This window comes from Streptomyces sp. NPDC058086, assembly GCF_042885015.1.
Lineage (GTDB): Bacteria > Actinomycetota > Actinomycetes > Streptomycetales > Streptomycetaceae > Streptomyces.
On the sequence record NZ_JBHVST010000028.1, the window covers coordinates 26,518 to 45,041 of the forward strand.

Below are 18,524 nucleotides of genomic sequence, written 5' to 3' on the forward strand. Positions count from 1 at the left end.
GGAGATGAAACCACCATGACTCCCCTTGCTCTTCCCGGCGTCTACGCCCCCCAACACGACACCGACCTGCTCGTGCAATCCCTGCACCACGAACCCCTCCCCCCGCAGGCCCATGTCCTCGACATCGGCACAGGTACAGGAGCTGTCGCTCTGGCCGCCGCACGGCTGGGCGCGAGGGTCACAGCCGTCGACATCTCCTGGCGGGCGGTTCTCAACGCCAAGGTCAACGCGGCGTTGGCGCGACTTCCGCTGCGCGTCATGCGCGGCAACCTGCTGGCTCCGGTGTCAGGCCGATCTTTCGATCTCGTCCTGTCCAACCCGCCGTACGTACCCTCACCCGACGCCGACTGCCCACGGCGCGGCGCGGCCCGGTCCTGGGACGCGGGCTATGACGGCCGTCTTCTGCTGGACCGGATATGCCGCGACGCACCCGCGCTCCTCCGGCCGGGCGGAGTCCTACTCCTCGTCCAGTCCGCCCTGAGCGGCGCGGAAGAGACGCTGAGGCTGTTGCGGGCGGCCGGCCTGAACGCGGATGTCGTGGAACACCGCTACATCGCGGCCGGGCCCATCCTCCGCTCCCGAAGCAGCTGGCTGCAAAGCCGCGGCCTGCTGGTCGGCGATGACGAGAAGGAAGAGCTGGTGATCATCCGTGCCGAACGACTCCCCTGAACGACGCCTCCGCATCACCGCTCAGCGCGCGGGACCCCTGCTCGTTGAAGGCCCGGTCGAAGTCACCCTGGACGACGGCACCACCGTGTCGTCCGACCGATTCTGCGTGGCCCTGTGCACCTGCCGCCGCAGCCGCACCTACCCGTGGTGCGACACCAGCCATCGCAGACCTGCCAGGCCGAGCCGAACACAGTCCGGAGCCCGAGGCGACATCTGAACTCAATCCCTGATCCGCGCTGACGCTCCTCGCCTCCGCCGGCCCGTGCAGCCCGGCACCGCAAACCGCCGCCAGTACTTCGCCATAAACGCCTGAGGCGTCCGCGTGTCAGTTGCGGCGCACCACCGCCAGCGGTTCGTTCGCCTGTACCGCGCCTGGACCAGCCAGCCTCGGCAAAGGCCCCGTCCCTTGTGGACGACAGCGCGTTGGGGGCGCGGATGTGCCTACTCTGGAAGAGGCATCACAGCGAAATCGGAGGACACTATGATCGTCCTCGGCATTATTCTGCTCGTTATCGGCCTCGTCGCCGGAATCAGCATCCTGTGGACCATCGGCGTGATCCTCGTCGTCATCGGAGTTGTCCTGTGGATTGTGGGCGCCCTCGGCCACGGCGTCGGCGGACGCAAGCACTACTGGTAGCAATCGCATCGGCACGGGGAGCTCCGCATTCCATAGAGCTCACACAGTCCGTACTCAGTGCAGGAAAGGAAGGCAGGCCAGGCCATGGCAAAGGAGCCGAAGTCATCCCAGCCCCCGCACGGTGAGGGCCCCAGCCGGCACAAGGGCACCCACCAGCACGGCTGGTCTCCGGACGTCGACGAGACCCGCCAACAGGACAACCCGAGCGCCCACCGCTCGTTCCACCCCGACCAGCACGCTCCCGACAAGGGCCCCGGGCGCGCGGTCTCCAAAGAGGAGGCCGGGAATCCGCACGGCAGGCCCGTGAAGAGCACGAGCCACCGCGGAGAAGAACAGAGCAAGGCCCGCAGTGACGAGAAGGGCATGCACGACACCGGCCCCAAGGGCCGCTCCCAGCGTCCCAGCGGAACCAGAGACGCATCCGCCACCACAGGCGTCGACCCTCAGGACCCTCAGGACCCGCCCGGCAGCCGCAAGGCCCGCTGACCCTCGCACCCATGTCTCTCATCGAGGCCTAACATCCCCTCGCGAACGAGCTGGTCGAAGCCGCCGATGATTGACGAGCTCGGCCATCTCGAACAGCATCGCGATCGCCTCCAGCAAGGCGTTCACGAAAGCGCGCATGTTCCGGCGAACCTGTGCCAGGAGGCACCACGCGTGTAGCGATCCTAGCGTTCACGTCGAAGACTCTGAGCGACGTTGATGGGCGGAAGTGATCACTCCGTAGGGCGCGGCGCATAAAACACCGCCTGCTCAGGGTTTTGCCCTTGTCTCAAGGGCACTCGTCCAGTGAGCGCGGAGGTACTGAGATGAGTGCTGGAGAGAAAGCCAAGGCAAAGGCCGAACAGGTTGTCGGAAAGACCGTGCGAAAGGCGGCCCACGCGGCGCACAAGGATGTCCTCGCGGCAAAGGGCGCCGCTCTCGAAGCGCGGGGCATGATGCGGGGCGCGAAAGAGAGGTCCAAGGACTCCTTCAAGCGCTGAAAATGTCATGAAATTGAGTATGAGTCACCGTGGTCGCAGCCTTGAGGATCCTGTCCCGGCACGGCGGCCCAGGGGACTCCCGTCCGGGAGCGAGGTTTCACGTCCCAAGTTGCCAGAAGGCCGAACCAGGATTCCCGCGGCCGGACGCGCCGTCGCCAGGCGCCCGTAGGCGGTGCGGGCGAGTACTTCGATGTCCACTGCTTCCTTCACCGACGGCCGAACTGACCTCCCTGCACACCTTGGTCCATGACCACCGGCGCCGAGGACCCCGCGACGCACCGGCGAGCTGCGGGCGGTGGCCGAAGCCGCACGTGAGGCGGGACTGCCGGTCGAGTTCGTCACCGAGACGGAACTGCCCTTCGCGATCGTCGGCGCGGTCCGGGTGAGCGGCCAGGCCCAGTTCCATACCCGCAAGTGCCTCCTGGCGCTCACCGACGACCTGCGCCGACGCGGCGGCACGGTGTACGAGGGAACACGCGTCGTCGGCCTCACCGAACCTGCCGTCAGCATGCACCCACCGAACCCCACACGTGTTCGCTGTCACGGCACTCGCCAGCCTTGCGATGCTTGAGCCGCCTCTGCGGTGCACTCCCCGACTCCACGGTTTACTTCCCCGCGAAGTTACGAGTCGGCGGTGGTCGAATGCCAACGAGCAAAGGTTGTACGGATGGCCAAGCTCCACGGTGACCTCCTCAGGTGTCTGAGTTGACGGCCGCGTTCCTCACGCAGGGCGGTTCACCAGGTCCGGGGCACGGCTGTGTCAGTCGGGGGACCTCACCGGCAGCCATGGTTCGTGCCATCGCGGGTATCCGGCGACGAGCTTGCTCGCTCCGGCCGGTCCCCAGGTCCCCCGCTGGTAGCGCTCGGGGTCGCCGGGCGCCTCCAGCAGTGGCTGGACGATTCGCCACGTCTCCTCCACGGAGTCCTCCCGGGTGAACAGGCTGGCGTTGCCTTGCATTGCATCACTGAGCAGGCGCTCGTACGGTTCGGGTGCCTCACCCAGCTCGGCCGCGAAGAGGAGGTCGAGGTCGACCAGCTGCGTGTCCTGCTTGCCCGGCTGCTTGGCCTGGATGCGGAAGTTCACGCCAGGGCTCGGATCGATCCGCAGGATCCACTGGTCGGGCTCGGGCGCAAACCGCTCCGCGAACGCAAGCCGCGGCGGACGCTTGAACACGATGCGGATCTCGGTCACGCGCTCGGGGAGCGACTTGCCGGCGCGGATGAAGAATGGCACCCCGGACCAGCGCCAGTTCTCGACCTCCAGCCGCAACCCGACGAAGGTCTCGGTGTGCGAACGCGCCCGCACACCGGGGACCTGCAGGTAGCCCTCGTACTGCCCGCGGACATAGTGGGCCGGGTCGGCGTCGGGGATCGCCCGGAACACGTCAACCCGGCGGTCCCTGAGCGAGTCCGCATCGGCGGCTGATGGCGGCTCGGACGCCATCAGGGCGAGCAGCTGCAGCAGATGATTCTGCACGACGTCGCGGAGCGCGCCGACCGGGTCGTAGAAGTGGCCGCGGTCCTCGACCCCGAAGTCCTCGGCCATGGTGATCTGCACGCAGGAGATGTGGTCGCGGTTCCACACCGGCTCGAACACAGAGTTGGCGAACCGCAGAAACTGGATGTCCATCGCCGGCTCTTTGCCGAGGAAGTGATCGATCCTCAGTAGCTGATCCTCATCGAGGAGCTGACGCAGCGCGGTGTTGAGGGCGCGCGCCGACGCGAGGTCATGCCCGAATGGTTTCTCCACGACAACCCGGGCGCCCTTGGTCAGCCCGACACCTGCCAGGCCCTCGACCACCCGGGCAAACAGCGACGGCGGGATCTCCAGATAGAAGACCGGGTGCCGCTTACCGTTGACCGCCCGGGCGAGGCGATGGAACGTCTCCGGGTCGGCGTAATCGCCCTGCACATAGCTGAGTCGGGCGGCGAACCGGGCGAAGACGCTGTCGTCCAGCGGCTCGCCCGCTGCCTTGACCGCCGCGCGGGCGTGGTCACGCAGCGCGTCGTCGGACCAGCCGTCGCGCGCCACTCCGACGATGGGGCAGGTCAGCAGCTTGCGCCGCTCAAGCCGATAGAGCGAGCGGAACGTCATCTTACGCGCGAGGTCTCCACTGATCCCGAAGATGACCAGCACGTCTGCGGGAACGTTCGACGAGTTCGAAGCCACCTCATCCTCCTTACGGAGCCGGCACGGCAATGGGGTCGGGCATCATGGTCCTGCTGGCGACTGGGCGCCGACGCGAGCAGGACCCCGGCCGGCCGCCGCCGCGTCCGCGAGGACGAGCGACGCCGCCGCCTCGACCCGGCCGGCGGGAATCGACCGGTCTCCCGCAACGAGCCTCGAGAGCGGTTCGCGCTTGTCCGCTCCGGTGATGAGCCAGAGCACCTGCTGGGCGCGAGCGAGCGCAGGATAGGTGAGCGTCATGCGCCGGTGGCCCATGTAGGGCGCCGTCAGGGCCACCGGCCGGTCCGCGACTTCGAGCACCGGGTCCCGTGGCACCAGCGAGGCGGTGTGCCCGTCCGGACCGAGGCCCAGGTGAACGAGGTCGAAACGCTCGGGCAGCGACCGCCCGTAGGCGGCGGCCGCCGCGTCAAGGTCGGCGTCGTTCACGGGCATCGCGATGACCTCGGCCGGGGCCGCACCGAGGCTCTCCCGCAGGTGGGTGAGGTTACGGTCCGGGTCACCGTCGGGCGCGACCCGCTCGTCGACCTGGAGCACCGCCACGTGCTCCCAAGGGACGTCCTCATGTGCGAGCCGCGCGAACATCGCCCATGGCGTGTGCCCCCCGCTGACGGCGAACGTGAATCGGCCGTGTGCTTGTACGCAGGCCCTGGCCAGCCGCGCCACGAACGCCGCCGCGGTGCCGGCGACCGCATCCGGATCGGCGACGACCTCGAGTTCGTGATGCACAGTCCTCAGCCCTTCTTCTCGGCGTGCCCGCCGAACTCCGAGCGCATCGCCGAGAGGATCTTGTCGGTGAACTCCCCGGCCTCCCTGGACTCGAAGCGCTCGTAGAGCGAGGTGGTGATGACCGGTATCGGGACGCCTTCGTCCACCGCGGCGAGGACGGTCCAACGGCCTTCCCCGGAGTCGGAGACCCGCCCGGCGAAGCCGTCGAGGGAGGGCGAGCCGGCGAAGGCGTCGGCGATCAGGTCGACCAGCCACGAGCCGACGACCGAGCCGCGCCGCCAGACCTCGGCCACCTCGCCGACGTCGATGTCGTACTGGTAGGCCCAGGGATCGCGCAGCGGCGTCGTCTCCGCGTCGACCTCTTGCCGGCCTTTGCCGGCGTCCGCGCGCTTGATGATGCTGAGGCCCTCGGCGATCGCGGCCATCATCCCGTACTCGACCCCGTTGTGGACCATCTTCACGAAGTGCCCCGCGCCGTTCGGCCCGCAGTGCAGGTACCCGAGCGGGGCGGTGCCGTCGGTCCGGGTCCGGCTCGGCGTCGGCTCGGCGCTGCCCTCGCCGGGAGCGATCGTCTTGAAGATCGGGTCGAGATGAGCCACGACCTCATCCTCGCCGCCGATCATCAGGCAGTAGCCGCGCTCCAGCCCCCAGACCCCACCACTGGTCCCGCAGTCGACATAGTGCAGCGACTTGCCGGCAAGACGCTTGGCGCGCGTGATGTCGTCGCGGTAGTAGGAATTACCGCCGTCGATCAGGATGTCGCCGGGCTCCAGCAACGGCTCGAGCTGGCCGAGGATGGAGTCGACGATCGCAGCCGGAAGCATGAGCCATACGACCCGTGGCTTGTCCAGTTTCGCAACGAAGTCCCGGAGTGAGTCTGCGCCCGTCGCGCCTTCGCCGGCCAGTTCGGCGACGGCGGCCGCGTTGACGTCGGACACGACGCAACGGTGGCCGTCTCTCATCAGCCGACGCACCAGGTTCGCCCCCATCCGGCCGAGCCCGATCATCCCGAGCTGCATGGGCTTGTCTGTCGCCATGTGGCGCCTCCTAGTCCTTGAGCGTGCGGTAGTGCCGGATCAGCGCGTTCGTCGACGAGTCGTGGCCGAGCGCAGGCTCGGTCGCGCTCTCGAGCTCCGGGATGATCGCGACAGCAAGCACCTTGCCCAGCTCGACGCCCCACTGGTCGAAGGAGTCGATCCCCCAGATGGTCCCCTGGGTGAAGACGCTGTGCTCGTAGAGCGCGACCAGCGTGCCGAGCCGGTACGGGGTGAGTACCTCGGCCAGCAGAACGTTCGTCGGGCGGTTGCCCTCCATCACCCGGTGCGGCGCCACGTCCTCCGCCGTCCCTTCGGCACGCACCTCGTCCTCGGTCTTGCCGAAGCCGAGAGCCTGGGCCTGGGCGAAGACGTTCGAGGAGAGGATGTCGTGGTGGCTGCCGAGCGGGTTGAGCGACTTGCCGAAGCCGATCAGGTCCACGGGGATCAGCTTGGTGCCCTGGTGGATCAGCTGGTAGAAGCTGTGCTGCCCATTGGTCCCCGGCTCCCCCCAGTACACCGCGCCGGTCTGGTAGTCCACCGGCACACCCTCAAGCGTCATGTGCTTGCCGTTGGACTCCATGGTGAGCTGCTGCAGGTAGGCCGGGAAGCGCTTCAGGTACTGGTCGTAGGGCATCACGCCGACGGTCTGGGCGCCGAAGAAGTCGCCGTACCAGACCGCGAGGAGTCCCATCAGGACCGGCAGGTTCTGTTCGAACGGCGCGGTACGGAAGTGAGTGTCCATCGCGTGGAATCCGGCGAGGAGATCGCGATAGTTGTCGGGGCCGACAGCGAGCATCGTCGAGAGACCGATCGCGGAGTCCATCGAGTAGCGCCCGCCGACCCAGTCCCAGAAGCCGAACATGTTCGCGGTGTCGATGCCGAACTCTGTGACCCGCTGCGCGTTCGTGGACACCGCCACGAAATGCCGGGCGACCGCCGCCTCGTCACCGAGCTGCGCCAGGACCCATTCACGCGCAGAGCGGGCATTGGTCATCGTCTCCAGAGTCCCGAACGTCTTCGAGGCGATGATGAACAGCGTCTCTTCGGCGGCCAGGTCGCGAGTCGCCTCGACGATGTCCGTCGAGTCGACGTTGGACACGAACCTGAACGTGAGATCGCGCCGGCTGTAATGGCGCAGCGCCTCGTAGGCCATGACGGGACCGAGGTCGGAGCCTCCGATGCCGACGTTGATGATGTTGCGGATCGGCTTGCCGGTGGCGCCTTTCCAGGCGCCCGAGCGGACCTGGTCCGCGAACGCCGCCATCCGGTCGAGCACCTCGTGCACCTGCGCGACGACGTCCACTCCGCCGACGACGAGCGAGGACTCCTTCGGCATCCGCAACGCCACGTGGAGCACCGGCCGGTGCTCTGAGACGTTGATCCGATCGCCGGTGAACATCTGGTCGATGTGCTCGCGCAGTCCCGATTCCTCGGCGAGCTGAAACAGCAGCCGCAAGGTCTCGTCGGTGATCCGGTTCTTCGAGTAGTCCAGGTACAGCCCGGTGGCCTCGGCCGCCATCCGTTCGCCGCGTCCCGGATCGGCCGCGAACAGCTCGCGCAGGTGGCGCCCGGCGATCTCGGAGTGATGGCCCACAAGCGCCTTCCACGCGGGACGCTCGCGCAGCGCGGTCGATGGCATGGCTTGCTCCTTTGATGGGTTCGGTCCGGCGCTCGACTCCGAGGTCAGGCCAAGGCCTTGCTCTGCACGTCGATGCGTTCCATGAGGTCGTTCCAGGCCGCGACGAAGGAGTTGGCGCCTTCGCTTTGCAACTTGGCGGCAAGCGCCTTGACGTCGACGCCCGCGCTCGCGAAGCGGGCCGGCGCTGCCTCGGATTCGCCCCCGTCCAACGGCAGCGTCTCTCCGATCCCGCCGTGGTCGAAGAAGGCTTTCAGGGTGTCGTCGGGCATCGTGTTGACCGTGAATGGCGCGGCCGGCCCGTGGACGTAAAGCGTGTCGGAGGCGGCCGGGTCCTTCGTCCTCGTGCCGACCCAGAGCAGCCGCTGCACTCGCGCGTCGGCATTCTCCAGCCGCTGGAAGCGCTGTGAGCCCGTCACTTCGCGGTACGCCCGGTACACGTCTAGGCCGACGGCGAGGGCGAGGGTGTCCGTGAGGCCGTCCGGTGCGGTGTCCTTGACCGCCACGTCCCAGCGTGACATGAACATCGACGCGACCGAGCCGACAGCGGGGTCGTGGCCGGCCTGCACCCGGCGCTCGACGCCACGCGGGTAGGCGTCAGCCGCGGCCCGGTAGTGATCTGCCGAGAACAGCAGCGTCACGTTCACGGAAATGCCGGAGGCGATGGCCTCCTCGATCGCCGACAGCCCCTCGGGCGTCCCGGGGATCTTGATAAAGAGGCTACGCCGGTCGGCCCTGGCGTGCAGCGCCTTGGCGGCCCGCTGCGTGTCGTGGGCGAGCAGCTGCAAGACCTCCAGCGAGACCCAGCCGTCGACACCGTCGGTGCGTTCGTGGATGGGCAGGAACAGGTCGTCGGCCCGCTGCAGGTTCTCGATGGCCGGCTCGAAGAACAGTTCCTCGCCCATGCACCCACCCGCCGCCTTCGCGCGGATCGCGTCGTCGTAGTCACCGGAGCCGATCGCCTTGTCGAAGATCGAGTGGAGCGCCTGGGTTACGTTCACGCCTACTCCCTACCGGCGGCCACGCACTCGCGGGCAACCTGGGTGACCTTCTCGGGAGTGAAGCCGAATTTGGTCAGCAGCATCTTGAGTGGCGCCGATGCCCCGAACGTGTGCATGCCGACGACGGCGCCGCCGTCGCCGACGTAACGGTCCCAGCCGAAGGTCGCCGCCTGCTCGATGGCGACCCGGGCCCTGACCCCGGGCGGGATGACCGAGTCACGGTATTCCTTGGGCTGGCGATCGAACAATTCCCAGCAGGGCATGCTGACCACACGAGCCGCGAGGCCCTCGGCGGCGAGCTCGTCACGGGCCGCGAGCGCGAGTTGCACCTCCGACCCAGTGGCAAGCAGGATGACGTCGGGCTTGCCGTCCGCCGCGTCTACCAGGACATAGGCTCCTCGGGCCACCCCGGATGCGGCCCCCAGCTCGGAGCGGTCCAGAGTCGGCAGTGCCTGACGGGAAAGGACCAGCACCGCCGGCTCGTGCCTGAGCGCGGCGACAACCCGCCAGGTCTCGACGACCTCGTTCGCGTCGGCCGGGCGGAACACCAGCAGCCCCGGCATCGCGCGCAGCGACGCGAGCTGCTCGACCGGCTGGTGGGTCGGACCGTCCTCGCCGACCCCGATCGAGTCGTGGGTGAAGATGTGCACGACCGGGATCTCCATCAGCGCTGAAAGCCTGATCGCGCCGCGCGCGTAGTCCGAGAAGATCAGGAACCCCGACCAGTAGGAGCGCAGCTTGGTCAGCGCCATCCCGTTCGTGATCGCGCTGGCGGCGTGCTCGCGGATCCCGAAGTGGAGGTTGCGCCCCGAACGGTCATCGGCCTGGAAGTCGCCGGCGCCGGAGAACGTGAGGTTGGTCTTGGTCGACGGCGAGAGGTCCGCCGATCCGCCAAACACCCACGGCACGGCTTGGGCAAGCGCGTTGAGCACCTGGCCGCTGGAGTCGCGGCTGGCGATGCCCTTGGGGTCGGCCGCGAAGGTCGGCAGCGCCGACTCCCAGCCCTCCGGCAGGTCACGCCGCTGGATGCGCCCCAGCTCGTCGGCGAGCTCGGGATGGGTGGTTCGGTAGGCCTCGAATCGAGCCTCCCAGCTCGTCCGCGCTTCGCGACCGCGCGCGCCGACGCCTGCGGCGAAGTGCTCGTAGACGCCGTCGGGAACGAAGAAGTCCTTGTCTTCCGGCATCCCAAGGAATCTCTTGGTTGACTTGACGCCCTCCACGCCGAACGGCTCGCCGTGCGCCTTCGGGGTGTCCTCGACCGGCGACCCGTAGCCGATGTGGCTGTGCACCACGATGAGCGTCGGGCGCTCATTCTCGGACTTGAAAGTGTGCAGCGCGCGGGCCACGGCGTCGAGGTCGTTGGCGTCGGCCACGGTGGTGACGTTCCAGCCGTAGCCGATGAACCGGGCCGCCACATCCTCGGTGAACGCGATGTCGGTGTGGCCCTCGATCGTCACCCGGTTGGAGTCGTAGATCCAGCAAAGGTTCGACAGCCGTTGGTGGGCCGCGAGCGAGGCGGCCTCCGAGGAGATCCCCTCCATCATGCAGCCGTCGCCGGCCATCGCGTACACGTCGAAGTCGAAGAGGGTGAAGTCGTCGCGGTTGTACCGGGCGGCGAGCCACTGTCCGGCGATCGCCATCCCGACCGAGGTCGCAACGCCCTGGCCGAGCGGGCCGGTCGTGGTCTCCACGCCGCTGGTCCACCGGTACTCCGGGTGCCCGGGGCAGCGTGAGCCGAGCTGGCGGAACGTCCTGAGGTCGTCGAGGGTCACGGCGGGTCGGCCAAGGACCTCGTAGTCGGGGTCGACAGCCTGCACGCCGGTGAGGTGGAGCAGCGACCAGAGCAACGCGGAGGCGTGTCCTTCCGACAGCACGAAGCGGTCGCGGTTGGGCCAGATCGGGTCGGCCGGGTCGAAGCGCAGGAAGCGTTGCCAGAGCGTGTACGCGACCGGGGCGATTCCCATCGGCGTCCCCGGATGGCCGGAATTGGCCGCCTGGATGGCGTCCATGCACAAAGTGCGGATCGTGTTGACGGAAAGTGTTTCCAGGTCGTTGTTGCTCAATGCGAGCCTCCCTGAAAGTGCTGCCCCTGCGCTCATATCGAGCGCGGCAGGCTAGGGTTGAGCTTTCCCGGCCGGGGCGAAGAGCGCCGCGCCGACAATGCCCGCATCGTTCAACAGCTGCGCCGGCACGATCTCGGTCCTGAGCTCGATGTACGGCAGGAACTTGTCGGCCTTCTTGCTGACGCCGCCGCCGATGATAATCAGGTCGGGCCACAACAGCCGCTGGACGAGCTCGAGATACCTCTCCAGACGGTGCGCCCATTTCTTCCAGGACAGGTCGTCGTGCTCGCGCACCGACTCCGCGGCCCAGTCCTCGGCATCCTCGTGGTGCAGCGGCAGGTGCCCCAACTCGCTGTTGGGCACCAGGAACCCGTCGGAGAAGACGGCACTGCCGATACCGGTGCCGAGCGTCACCATCACGACGACGCCCTTGCGTGCCTTGCCGGCGCCGAAGCGCATCTCGGCGATCCCGGCCGCGTCCGCGTCATTCACTACCTTCACGTCGCGGCCGGTCGCTCTTGCGAAGAGCTGGGCCGCGTCCGTCTCCATCCAGGCCGGGTCGATATTGGACGTCGTCTGGACTTTGCCGCCCCGGATGACAGCCGGGAGCGTCAGCCCGACCGGTCCTGGGACGCCGATCTGGGAAAGCACCGTCACGACCACGTCCGCGACTGCCCCCGGGGTCGCCGGATGCGGGGTCGGGATCCGGACCCGCTCACCGATAAGGCTGCCGAGCTCGAGGTCGACCGGCGCTCCCTTGATACCGGTCCCGCCGATGTCGACCCCCAGCACCTGGGCCGTCTTGTCCAGAATTCCCTGCACCACTGCCCGCTCCCCTCAGGGGCCGACCCAAAATGTGTTGTGTGAATTTTGGACGTCAGGCCCCGCAAGAGCTTCGCCACGTAATCCGTAACACTCGCATATATCCCTAATGCTCGCCACATGACCCTTATGAGGTTATATCGAAGCTTGAGGGGTATACCCAAGCATTGCGTGCCCGCAAGGCCATTGGCCTTCCCCTCCGTTCGAGCGGAACGAACGCGACTGCGACTCACGCCGGCCGCGACAGCACCCTCCAGCAACTTTCGGAAATCAAGCCAACCGGGAACCCGACCCACAGGTCCCCGCATCCATGAGCCGCTGCCTCTCCCCACCCGGACCGGCCGCGACCAGAGCTTACGGAGGCGTGATGCCAACCCGACCGATCCGCCTGCTCCTTGCCGACGTCGACGGCACTTTGGTCACGAGCGACAAGGTCCTCACCGACCGCGCCGTCCAGGCGGTCCACAAGCTCTACGACGCCGGCGTCCTCTTCGCAGTGACCAGCGGGAGGCCACCCCGCGGCATGTCCATGATCATCGAGCCCCTGGCGTTGGCCACTGAACTCGCCGCCTTCAACGGTGGTCTCATCGTCAACCCGGATATGACCGTTGTCGAACAGCAGGTCATTCCCACGGAGGTGGTGGCCCCAGTCGTCGCGCTGATGGAGTCGTTCGGCCTCAGTGTCTGGATCTACCGGGGCGCCGACTGGTACGTCCGCGACATGAAGGGGCCGCACGTGGATCGCGAGAGCTGGACGGTGCAGTTCGCGCCCACGCTCGTTCCCGGCTTCGACGGGCTCGAGCAGGGCGCCGCCAAGGTCGTCGGGGTCTGCGATGACCACCAGGCCGTAGAGGCGGCCGCGGTCGCAGCTCGCGCGCAGTTCGGCGAGCATGTCTCGGCCGCCCGCTCGCAGCCCTACTACCTCGATGTGACGCATCCGCAGGCCAACAAGGGCGGTGTCGTCAAGTACTGGTCCACCAAGCTCCAGATTTCCCCCGAACAGATCGCCACGATCGGCGACATGCCCAACGACGTGCTGATGTTCGCCCACTCGGGACTGTCCATCGCGATGGGCAACGCCAGCGACGAGGTCCAGCGCGCGGCGAGGCGGGTTACTACGAGCAACGAGGAGGAAGGTTTCGCGCACGCGGTCGAGCAGTTCATCCTATGACCCCCGTCACCGCATACCCGGGTCTCGCTGCCCTGAGCCTGAGACCCGGCCTGGTCAAGGAGGAGGACATCCATGAGCGTCGAGCATGAGAAACAACTTGCCGCCGAGGCCGCGGCCGAGCTCATAGAGGACGGCATGACCGTCGGCCTCGGCACCGGCTCGACCGTCGCCTACCTCCTGCCTGCGCTGGCCCGCCGCGGGCTGTCGCTGCGGTGTGTCGCGACATCGCCGCGGACCGAGGAGGCGGCCCTGATGCTCGATCTGCGGGTCGAACCGTTCGGCAGCATCGACCGCTTCGACATCACGATTGACGGTGCGGACCAGATAGCCCCTGACGGCTGGCTCGTCAAGGGCGGCGGTGCCGCGCACACCAGGGAGAAGATCGTCGCGGCAGCCGCCGATCGCTTCGTCGTGATCGCCGACTCGACCAAACGAGTCCCAGCGCTGCACCCGCCGGTCCCGCTCGAGCTGCTCGAGTTCGGGCTCGCCGCGACCATGCGCCAGCTCCACCCGGTCTCCCTGCGCAACGCGCCACGCAGCCCCGACGGCGGCGTCATCGCGGACTACCACGGTGCCGTCGACGACCTCGCGGGCGTGGCGGCACTGCTCAGCGCCACCCCTGGCGTCGTCGAACACGGCCTGTTCCCTCCGGCGCTGGTCGCCGACGTGTTCGTCGCCCACGGCGACTCAGTCGAGCACCTCAATCTCGTCAAGCCCCGAGCCTGAGAGGGCGTTTCCTGCGGCCAGGCCACGGCCCTCGCTTGCAGACGCTCTCGCGGATTTCCGAACCGACGCAGTCCTGCTGACCGGCCGTACCAAAAGGGCGCCTTGCAAACACCCGCGCAGCTGTCTGCCGGCACGCGAATCGCGTCCACTCTCCAGCACCTCGCCGCTCACCCTTCTCACGCCGCGTCAGCGGCCAGCGCGGAGGCCTGCCGACGCGCAACCATGCTGAGCCGACCCGATCCCCGAGGCCGCCGCGTCGACCCAGCCCGCCCACCACCCTTCTTTCTTCTCCACCGGGCATGGGAGCAGCGGCAGCAGAGGGGATGTCAGGCCCCCGACCACGCGGAAATTGGGGGCTGACCTGGGCCTACGCACAAGCGCTGAGAGCAGGTAGGGAACCCTTGATGCAACAGTCAGGTGCAATAGTGGCCGCAGTAGATGGTTCCGACAGTTGGTGTCTCAACACCTTCCGCTCACAGGAGATGACAAACTCGTCGCCGTGTCCCAGCCCGCCTCGGTCTGCCGGATGCGGAGGAGCGGGCTTCGTGGCGACGAACCCGAGCGGATCGGGCGCACCAGCGAAACCTGCTTCAGCCGTCGCCGACGCTCCCGACAGGTGGCCGGCATGGTGGCGTTGAACAGATCCGCGAGACCAACCCAGGATCGCGCAGCGACAGACCCGCAGGATGGCCGCGGCGCTGCGAAAAGGATCCCCACGGGTTCCGGGAGAGGGGTTGGCGATCTACGTAAAATGATCCACGGCATCGTTCCAACCGGTAGGACTCGGGGCGCACGCACCCACGAGTCGGCCGGTGGCGGCGAGTGTTGAGCCCGGCGCAAGGCTCATCGAGGCTACCCGCGCACTGACATGGCCCGGACGGACGCGGCCAAGAGCTCGACGACCGATCAAGATCCCAGAACCTCGACCGCCGACTGCCGTGGTCGGCCCTGTGGTCGGGGCCGACCAGACGCCCCCGTCACCACCTGGGTGCCCCACACGGCGGTAACAAGCCACGCAGGTGCGCATCCTGCGCGCTCTTCCCTCGCTCCTTGCGGCCCCTGGCGCAGGCAAACCAATGAGCCCCACAGCACAGGCTGGTTGGGGCACGTCGTGCTGCGCACCAGCAGACGAACGCTGCGCATTCAATTACAGACGGGCCTGCGCACTGGACGCCAGAGACGACTGCGCAGTTGCGCAGCGCACGATTCGTTCGCCAGGCAGCGTCTGCAACATCCTCCTTGGGCTGCACTGCGCATCCCGGCATGACTATCGATGGCCTCGTGGGAGTGCGCGCATCTGAGCTCGCCGCCGGCCTGCGCACGGGTGTCCGTGAGACGCGCGGCACTACGAGCCACCCGTTGAATCGGGCATGGTCGGGCCCGTGGTCGGGTGACCACGACCCCCACCAGGACCTTCGTGTCTGCTTCGTCATCATGGTCGGGGTCCTTTGGTCGACGGTTTGGTCGGGGCCGGCTGGTAGTAGCGCTCGCAGCGGCCACCCCGGCAAGTCCGAACAGGAGGCAGGGCGGCCTCGCCGAAGACACCGGACCTCTGCGCACGGCCAGGGCGGCCGCCGTATCGGGCTATGCGCAGGGTTCAATTTCGGCGGGGTTGCGCGGTCGCACAGACGGACGTCGTCAGTGCGCAAGCACGTGGTGCGCAAGCACGTGGTGCGCAGTCGATGATCTTGGTGTGGGTGCCGTGGTGACGGCGGCTCAGCCAAGGTGGGTGGGTCTGATTGCAGGACCGAACGAGCGGCAGATCCGTGAGCACGTCGTGCTCGTGCGACGTCGGAGCGAAGGTAGCCGACCGGCAGCCAGCCGTGGGCTCTGCCGCTGGATGACCGCATCCTGCTGGTGGCAGCGTGCTGACGGACGAACCTGGCAAGTGCGGCAGTGGTCCTCTGTTTCGGGATCTCGAAGTCGGCTGCAGCCCGGGCTATCGACCGCATCGCCCTGCTTCTTGCTCTGGCCCCGCTCCAATGGCGGCACTCCGGCGCCGGCCGGGAGCACCGCCAGCAGGAGCAGAGGCAACATCAGCGGGTGCAGCACGGTGATGACGCCGCTCGCAGCGATCATGCGGATCAGGGCGGACATGAACCGCTGGGCGTCCTGCACCATCATCCGGGTCCGGGTGACGCCGACTTCGGCTGCCTCCTGCCGGTCGGCGAATCCGTCCTCGCCGTACGCGGATGACTCCACGCGGCACACGGTGGCCACGAGCGCGATGTCTGCTTCGGTCATCAGGAGAGGTGTGATCCGACCGTCAGCGTACGAGGACAAGGCGCTACCGACTCGGCCAATGCCCGCAGCCGTTGTCAACACGATTAGGGCGGGCAGCGCGGCGTGCCGGCGTTCGGGAACTGGGCCGGTGGCGAAGAGGTGGGTCATCGCCTGGGCGGTGAACGCGAGGACGATGGCGGCCGCGAGTCCGGTGAGCAACTGGCAGGCGAGGAGTAGTACGACGCCGGTCTTGTCGACGGCCCACGCCATCCGCGCCGTGTGCCCGAGCACGGAGGGGAGGCGTCGGCACATTGCCCCGAAACTGGCGTCGGCCAGCGGGTTCTTTCCGTACTTGCCCTCGAAGGTGATGACGGCTGGGGGTGGAGGGGGAGGCGTCTCTTCGTTTGAAGTCGAGGCGTCAGTCACAGTCACCTGTATCCCTCCTTGGGGGTCGGTCCCGCACCTGGATGGCTCGTCGGTGCACGGTTCGAACGCGCTCGATTCCGGACGCGCTGGGGCCCTTGCAGCGCAAGGGGTCGAACGCGCGGCCGCCGCGATGGGGCCGCCCTCGGGTGGTGAGGACTGGCCGAATCGCCGACGTCTGAAACGCCTGTGACGGATGAGGTTTCCAGGGAGGGATCGGCTCGTGGCGATTGCTGGGCACCGCCCACGATCAAGATCATTTGCGCCCAGTTATGCAAGCCCGTTCCAGACGGGCAACGTTCTTCCGGATCGTGTGGTCGCTCGTACGCAGTGCCTTGGCGAGTTGGTCGTGCAACTCGTTCGGGAGCGATCCGGCTCCGAGTGCGCAGCCGTGGAGGAGAGCACGGCAGTCCTGCACCTCCTGATCGGTGGCGAGGGTGGTGAACAAGGGGTGCGCGAGGGTCTCGCGGGCGGCGTAGCCATCGGTTGCCTTGATCGTCCGGCGGTGCAGCTCCGCGACCACCAGGCGCGCAGCCGGGTCCTCGGGCGAAGCGATCACGTCAAGCACTGCGAGTCCGAGCCGCGTGTTGAAGACGGTCATGTCGTCCCCGTCGGGGCGTTCGAGGTAGGTGGACACCAGGTTCTGCAGGGGGCGCCGCCACGCCCGGCCGGCTGCCCGGCGGCAAAGGACGGACAGGCATTCCGTGGCGGCGTTCTCCCAGAGCTCCCCGGACACCGTGGCGGCCAACAGGTTGTTGGCGCCGAGCGTGTTTCCCGTGGTGATGGCGGCGAGGACGGCGACTTGGCGGCCGTCGAACATGCGCTGTCCGACGCCGCGGTGTGCCTCGACATGGGCGAGTGCTTCGGTCCAGCGGCCGGCAGCGGTCAGCGCACGAGTCCCGTCGGCGAGGAGGACCCGCCACAGCCAGGCGCGAACCTCTTGGCGGTCATCGGCGGTCGCGGTGAGGTCGGCTGGTACGGCGATGTCCTCGACCTGAGCCGGGGACTCGGTGCTGACAGCGTCAAACAGCGTCAGGAGGCGTTGGCGGCCGTCGGCGTGCTGCCCAGCGCGGAGTTGGAGGCGCGCAAGGTTGACGACGGGTTCGAGGGCCCGGATCGCGGTTTTGCCGGGCAAGGGCGCGGCGTGCAGGTAGGCAGCGGCATGCTGGTGGCACATCGCGCGCGCGGTCTCCGAGTCTCCGACGTCGGAGGCGATCAACGCGGCCTGGTTGTAGACCGTGGAGGCCATACTCGGGTCGCCCAGCTTCGCCGCGGTGTCAGCGAGTTCGGCCAGAGCGTGCACGCTCTGGGGCAGGGGGAGGCAGGCGGGGCGGGAGCGAGCAATGAGCGGAAAGCGCCGGGCTACGGCGTCAGGGAGTTTCCACACGGTCCGCGGCGCTCCTCTCAGTGGTGGGGTCGGTGCCGAAGATGACGGTCTTCGCAGCAGCCGCGAGGCTGGCCTGCGTGGCGTAGGGCAGGCCGATCCGGTTCCAGGCGAAGATGATGTGGTGGGCCAGGACGTCACGCAGGCCGCGGTGAAGCTGCCCGGAATCTGTGAGGTGGGCCAGTTCCCGTCCGGCGTCGGTGTAGGCGCGTGCCCATTCGGCGGAGTGGGCCAGCGGCCCGCCCGTGCGTATCAGGTCTTCTCCGCTCACCGTGATCAGCCGGTGCACTGCGGACTGCAGTCGGTCACGGCTGTCCCGCTCGGCGTCGGGAGGTAGCGCGCGGTGGGCGCCGACGCGTGCCCAGACGTCTCCCTGCTCGTACCAGTCCAATCCGGCTGAGCGCATCAGGAGGCTGCACAGCATGAGGGATATCTCGCGTCGGTGTCTGCCGGCGTCGCCCTGGAGAACGTCACTCACGTTGCGGCTGTCGCGGTGGAAGAGGCGGTGCGCGGATGCCATGGCTTCGGCGCCGCCGAAGGCGTGGACCTCGGGTTCGTAGATGATCTCCGTCCAGGCTGTGATGTCCCCTTCGGCGATCAGCGCGTCGAGCCCATGACCGATGCGGTCCTGCCTGTCGACGACGGGCAGGTAGCGCACGCGCCAGCAGGGGCGCTTGCGGATGATGAACCACGCGATGAGGGCGCCTTCGTCTTCTGCGGCGCGTAGGAGCGGAGCGAGTCGGGCCAAGGCGATCGGCTCGGCGCGTTCCCAGTCCGGGAACGCCACGTTGGCCTGGCACCAGGTAGGTGAGTTCATGAGGCGGGTCTCCGTGAT

17 protein-coding genes and 1 pseudogene are annotated in these 18,524 nt (G+C 67.9%); 8 read left to right on the plus strand and 10 right to left on the minus strand.

From position 1 onward, the window contains the following. The first annotated feature begins 15 nt into the window (after positions 1 to 15). The 6 genes and pseudogenes from ACFVWD_RS22695 to ACFVWD_RS22720 form a co-directional block, all read left to right on the plus strand. Positions 16 to 669, plus strand: a complete 654-nt coding sequence (locus tag ACFVWD_RS22695) for a HemK2/MTQ2 family protein methyltransferase (protein ID WP_389598443.1) — start codon at positions 16 to 18, stop codon at positions 667 to 669. After that, positions 650 to 886, plus strand: a complete 237-nt coding sequence (locus tag ACFVWD_RS22700) for a CDGSH iron-sulfur domain-containing protein (RefSeq protein ID WP_389598445.1) — start codon at positions 650 to 652, stop codon at positions 884 to 886. Before ACFVWD_RS22695 ends, ACFVWD_RS22700 begins: the two co-directional genes overlap by 20 nt. A 264-nt stretch (positions 887 to 1,150) precedes the next feature. Next, positions 1,151 to 1,306 carry a DUF6131 family protein gene (locus ACFVWD_RS22705; protein WP_095851855.1) on the plus strand — a complete coding sequence of 52 codons (156 nt, stop codon included), beginning with the start codon at positions 1,151 to 1,153 and terminating at the stop codon, positions 1,304 to 1,306. Between the two features lie 84 nt (positions 1,307 to 1,390). Next, positions 1,391 to 1,792 carry a hypothetical protein gene (locus ACFVWD_RS22710; RefSeq protein ID WP_389598446.1) on the plus strand — a complete coding sequence of 134 codons (402 nt, stop codon included), beginning with the start codon at positions 1,391 to 1,393 and terminating at the stop codon, positions 1,790 to 1,792. Between the two features lie 323 nt (positions 1,793 to 2,115). After that, positions 2,116 to 2,289: a hypothetical protein gene (locus ACFVWD_RS22715; protein WP_168514056.1), complete on the plus strand. Its 174-nt coding sequence runs from the start codon at positions 2,116 to 2,118 to the stop codon at positions 2,287 to 2,289. Positions 2,290 to 2,563: 274 nt separating this feature from the next. Then, positions 2,564 to 2,785: pseudogene (locus tag ACFVWD_RS22720) on the plus strand (FAD-dependent oxidoreductase); the annotation flags it as partial. 264 nt (positions 2,786 to 3,049) lie between these two features. On the opposite strand, the gene zwf reads toward ACFVWD_RS22720, so the two are convergent. Genes zwf through ppgK form a run of 7 tightly spaced genes read right to left on the minus strand, consistent with a single transcriptional unit; the run spans position 3,050 to position 11,732 of the window. Then, entirely contained in the window at positions 3,050 to 4,459 is a 1,410-nt protein-coding gene (gene zwf / locus ACFVWD_RS22725) for a glucose-6-phosphate dehydrogenase (RefSeq protein ID WP_389598555.1), read from the minus strand. A gap of 42 nt (positions 4,460 to 4,501) precedes the next feature. Further along, complete coding sequence (pgl, locus tag ACFVWD_RS22730; protein WP_389598448.1) at positions 4,502 to 5,203, minus strand: 6-phosphogluconolactonase; 702 nt, start codon at positions 5,201 to 5,203, stop codon at positions 4,502 to 4,504. 5 nt (positions 5,204 to 5,208) lie between these two features. Continuing rightward, positions 5,209 to 6,240, minus strand: coding sequence for a phosphogluconate dehydrogenase (NAD(+)-dependent, decarboxylating) (gene gnd / locus ACFVWD_RS22735; RefSeq protein ID WP_389598450.1), 1,032 nt, complete (start codon positions 6,238 to 6,240; stop codon positions 5,209 to 5,211). Between the two features lie 10 nt (positions 6,241 to 6,250). Then, positions 6,251 to 7,879 (minus strand): glucose-6-phosphate isomerase, encoded by a 1,629-nt coding sequence (pgi, locus tag ACFVWD_RS22740; RefSeq protein WP_389598452.1) that lies wholly within the window; start codon positions 7,877 to 7,879, stop codon positions 6,251 to 6,253. A gap of 44 nt (positions 7,880 to 7,923) precedes the next feature. After that, positions 7,924 to 8,877 (minus strand): transaldolase family protein, encoded by a 954-nt coding sequence (locus ACFVWD_RS22745; protein ID WP_389598453.1) that lies wholly within the window; start codon positions 8,875 to 8,877, stop codon positions 7,924 to 7,926. Positions 8,878 to 8,879: 2 nt separating this feature from the next. After that, positions 8,880 to 10,940 carry a transketolase gene (tkt, locus tag ACFVWD_RS22750; protein ID WP_389598454.1) on the minus strand — a complete coding sequence of 687 codons (2,061 nt, stop codon included), beginning with the start codon at positions 10,938 to 10,940 and terminating at the stop codon, positions 8,880 to 8,882. A 51-nt stretch (positions 10,941 to 10,991) separates the two neighbouring features. Beyond that, positions 10,992 to 11,732, minus strand: a complete 741-nt coding sequence (ppgK, locus tag ACFVWD_RS22755) for a polyphosphate--glucose phosphotransferase (RefSeq protein ID WP_389598456.1) — start codon at positions 11,730 to 11,732, stop codon at positions 10,992 to 10,994. A gap of 397 nt (positions 11,733 to 12,129) precedes the next feature. Here ppgK and ACFVWD_RS22760 point away from each other — a divergent pair, with 397 nt between their 5' ends. Beyond that, the gene (locus ACFVWD_RS22760; RefSeq protein ID WP_389598458.1) at positions 12,130 to 12,933 is read left to right on the plus strand and encodes a Cof-type HAD-IIB family hydrolase; all 804 of its coding nucleotides are present in this window, start codon (positions 12,130 to 12,132) and stop codon (positions 12,931 to 12,933) included. Between the two features lie 72 nt (positions 12,934 to 13,005). Beyond that, on the plus strand, positions 13,006 to 13,659 hold the full coding sequence (gene rpiA, locus ACFVWD_RS22765) for a ribose 5-phosphate isomerase A (RefSeq protein WP_389598459.1): 654 nt from the start codon (positions 13,006 to 13,008) through the stop codon (positions 13,657 to 13,659). 1,716 nt (positions 13,660 to 15,375) lie between these two features. On the opposite strand, the gene ACFVWD_RS22770 is transcribed toward rpiA, so the two are convergent. The 3 genes from ACFVWD_RS22770 to ACFVWD_RS22780 all read right to left on the minus strand — a co-directional run bounded on the left by ACFVWD_RS22770 (position 15,376) and on the right by ACFVWD_RS22780 (position 18,506). Further along, positions 15,376 to 16,152, minus strand: coding sequence for a hypothetical protein (locus ACFVWD_RS22770; protein WP_389598460.1), 777 nt, complete (start codon positions 16,150 to 16,152; stop codon positions 15,376 to 15,378). A 409-nt stretch (positions 16,153 to 16,561) separates the two neighbouring features. After that, a complete protein-coding gene (locus ACFVWD_RS22775) occupies positions 16,562 to 17,692 on the minus strand; it encodes a hypothetical protein (RefSeq protein ID WP_389598461.1) in 1,131 nt (376 codons plus the stop codon). After that, positions 17,676 to 18,506, minus strand: a complete 831-nt coding sequence (locus ACFVWD_RS22780; protein WP_389598462.1) for a thiopeptide-type bacteriocin biosynthesis protein — start codon at positions 18,504 to 18,506, stop codon at positions 17,676 to 17,678. Before ACFVWD_RS22780 ends, ACFVWD_RS22775 begins: the two co-directional genes overlap by 17 nt. Positions 18,507 to 18,524: the final 18 nt, after the last annotated feature.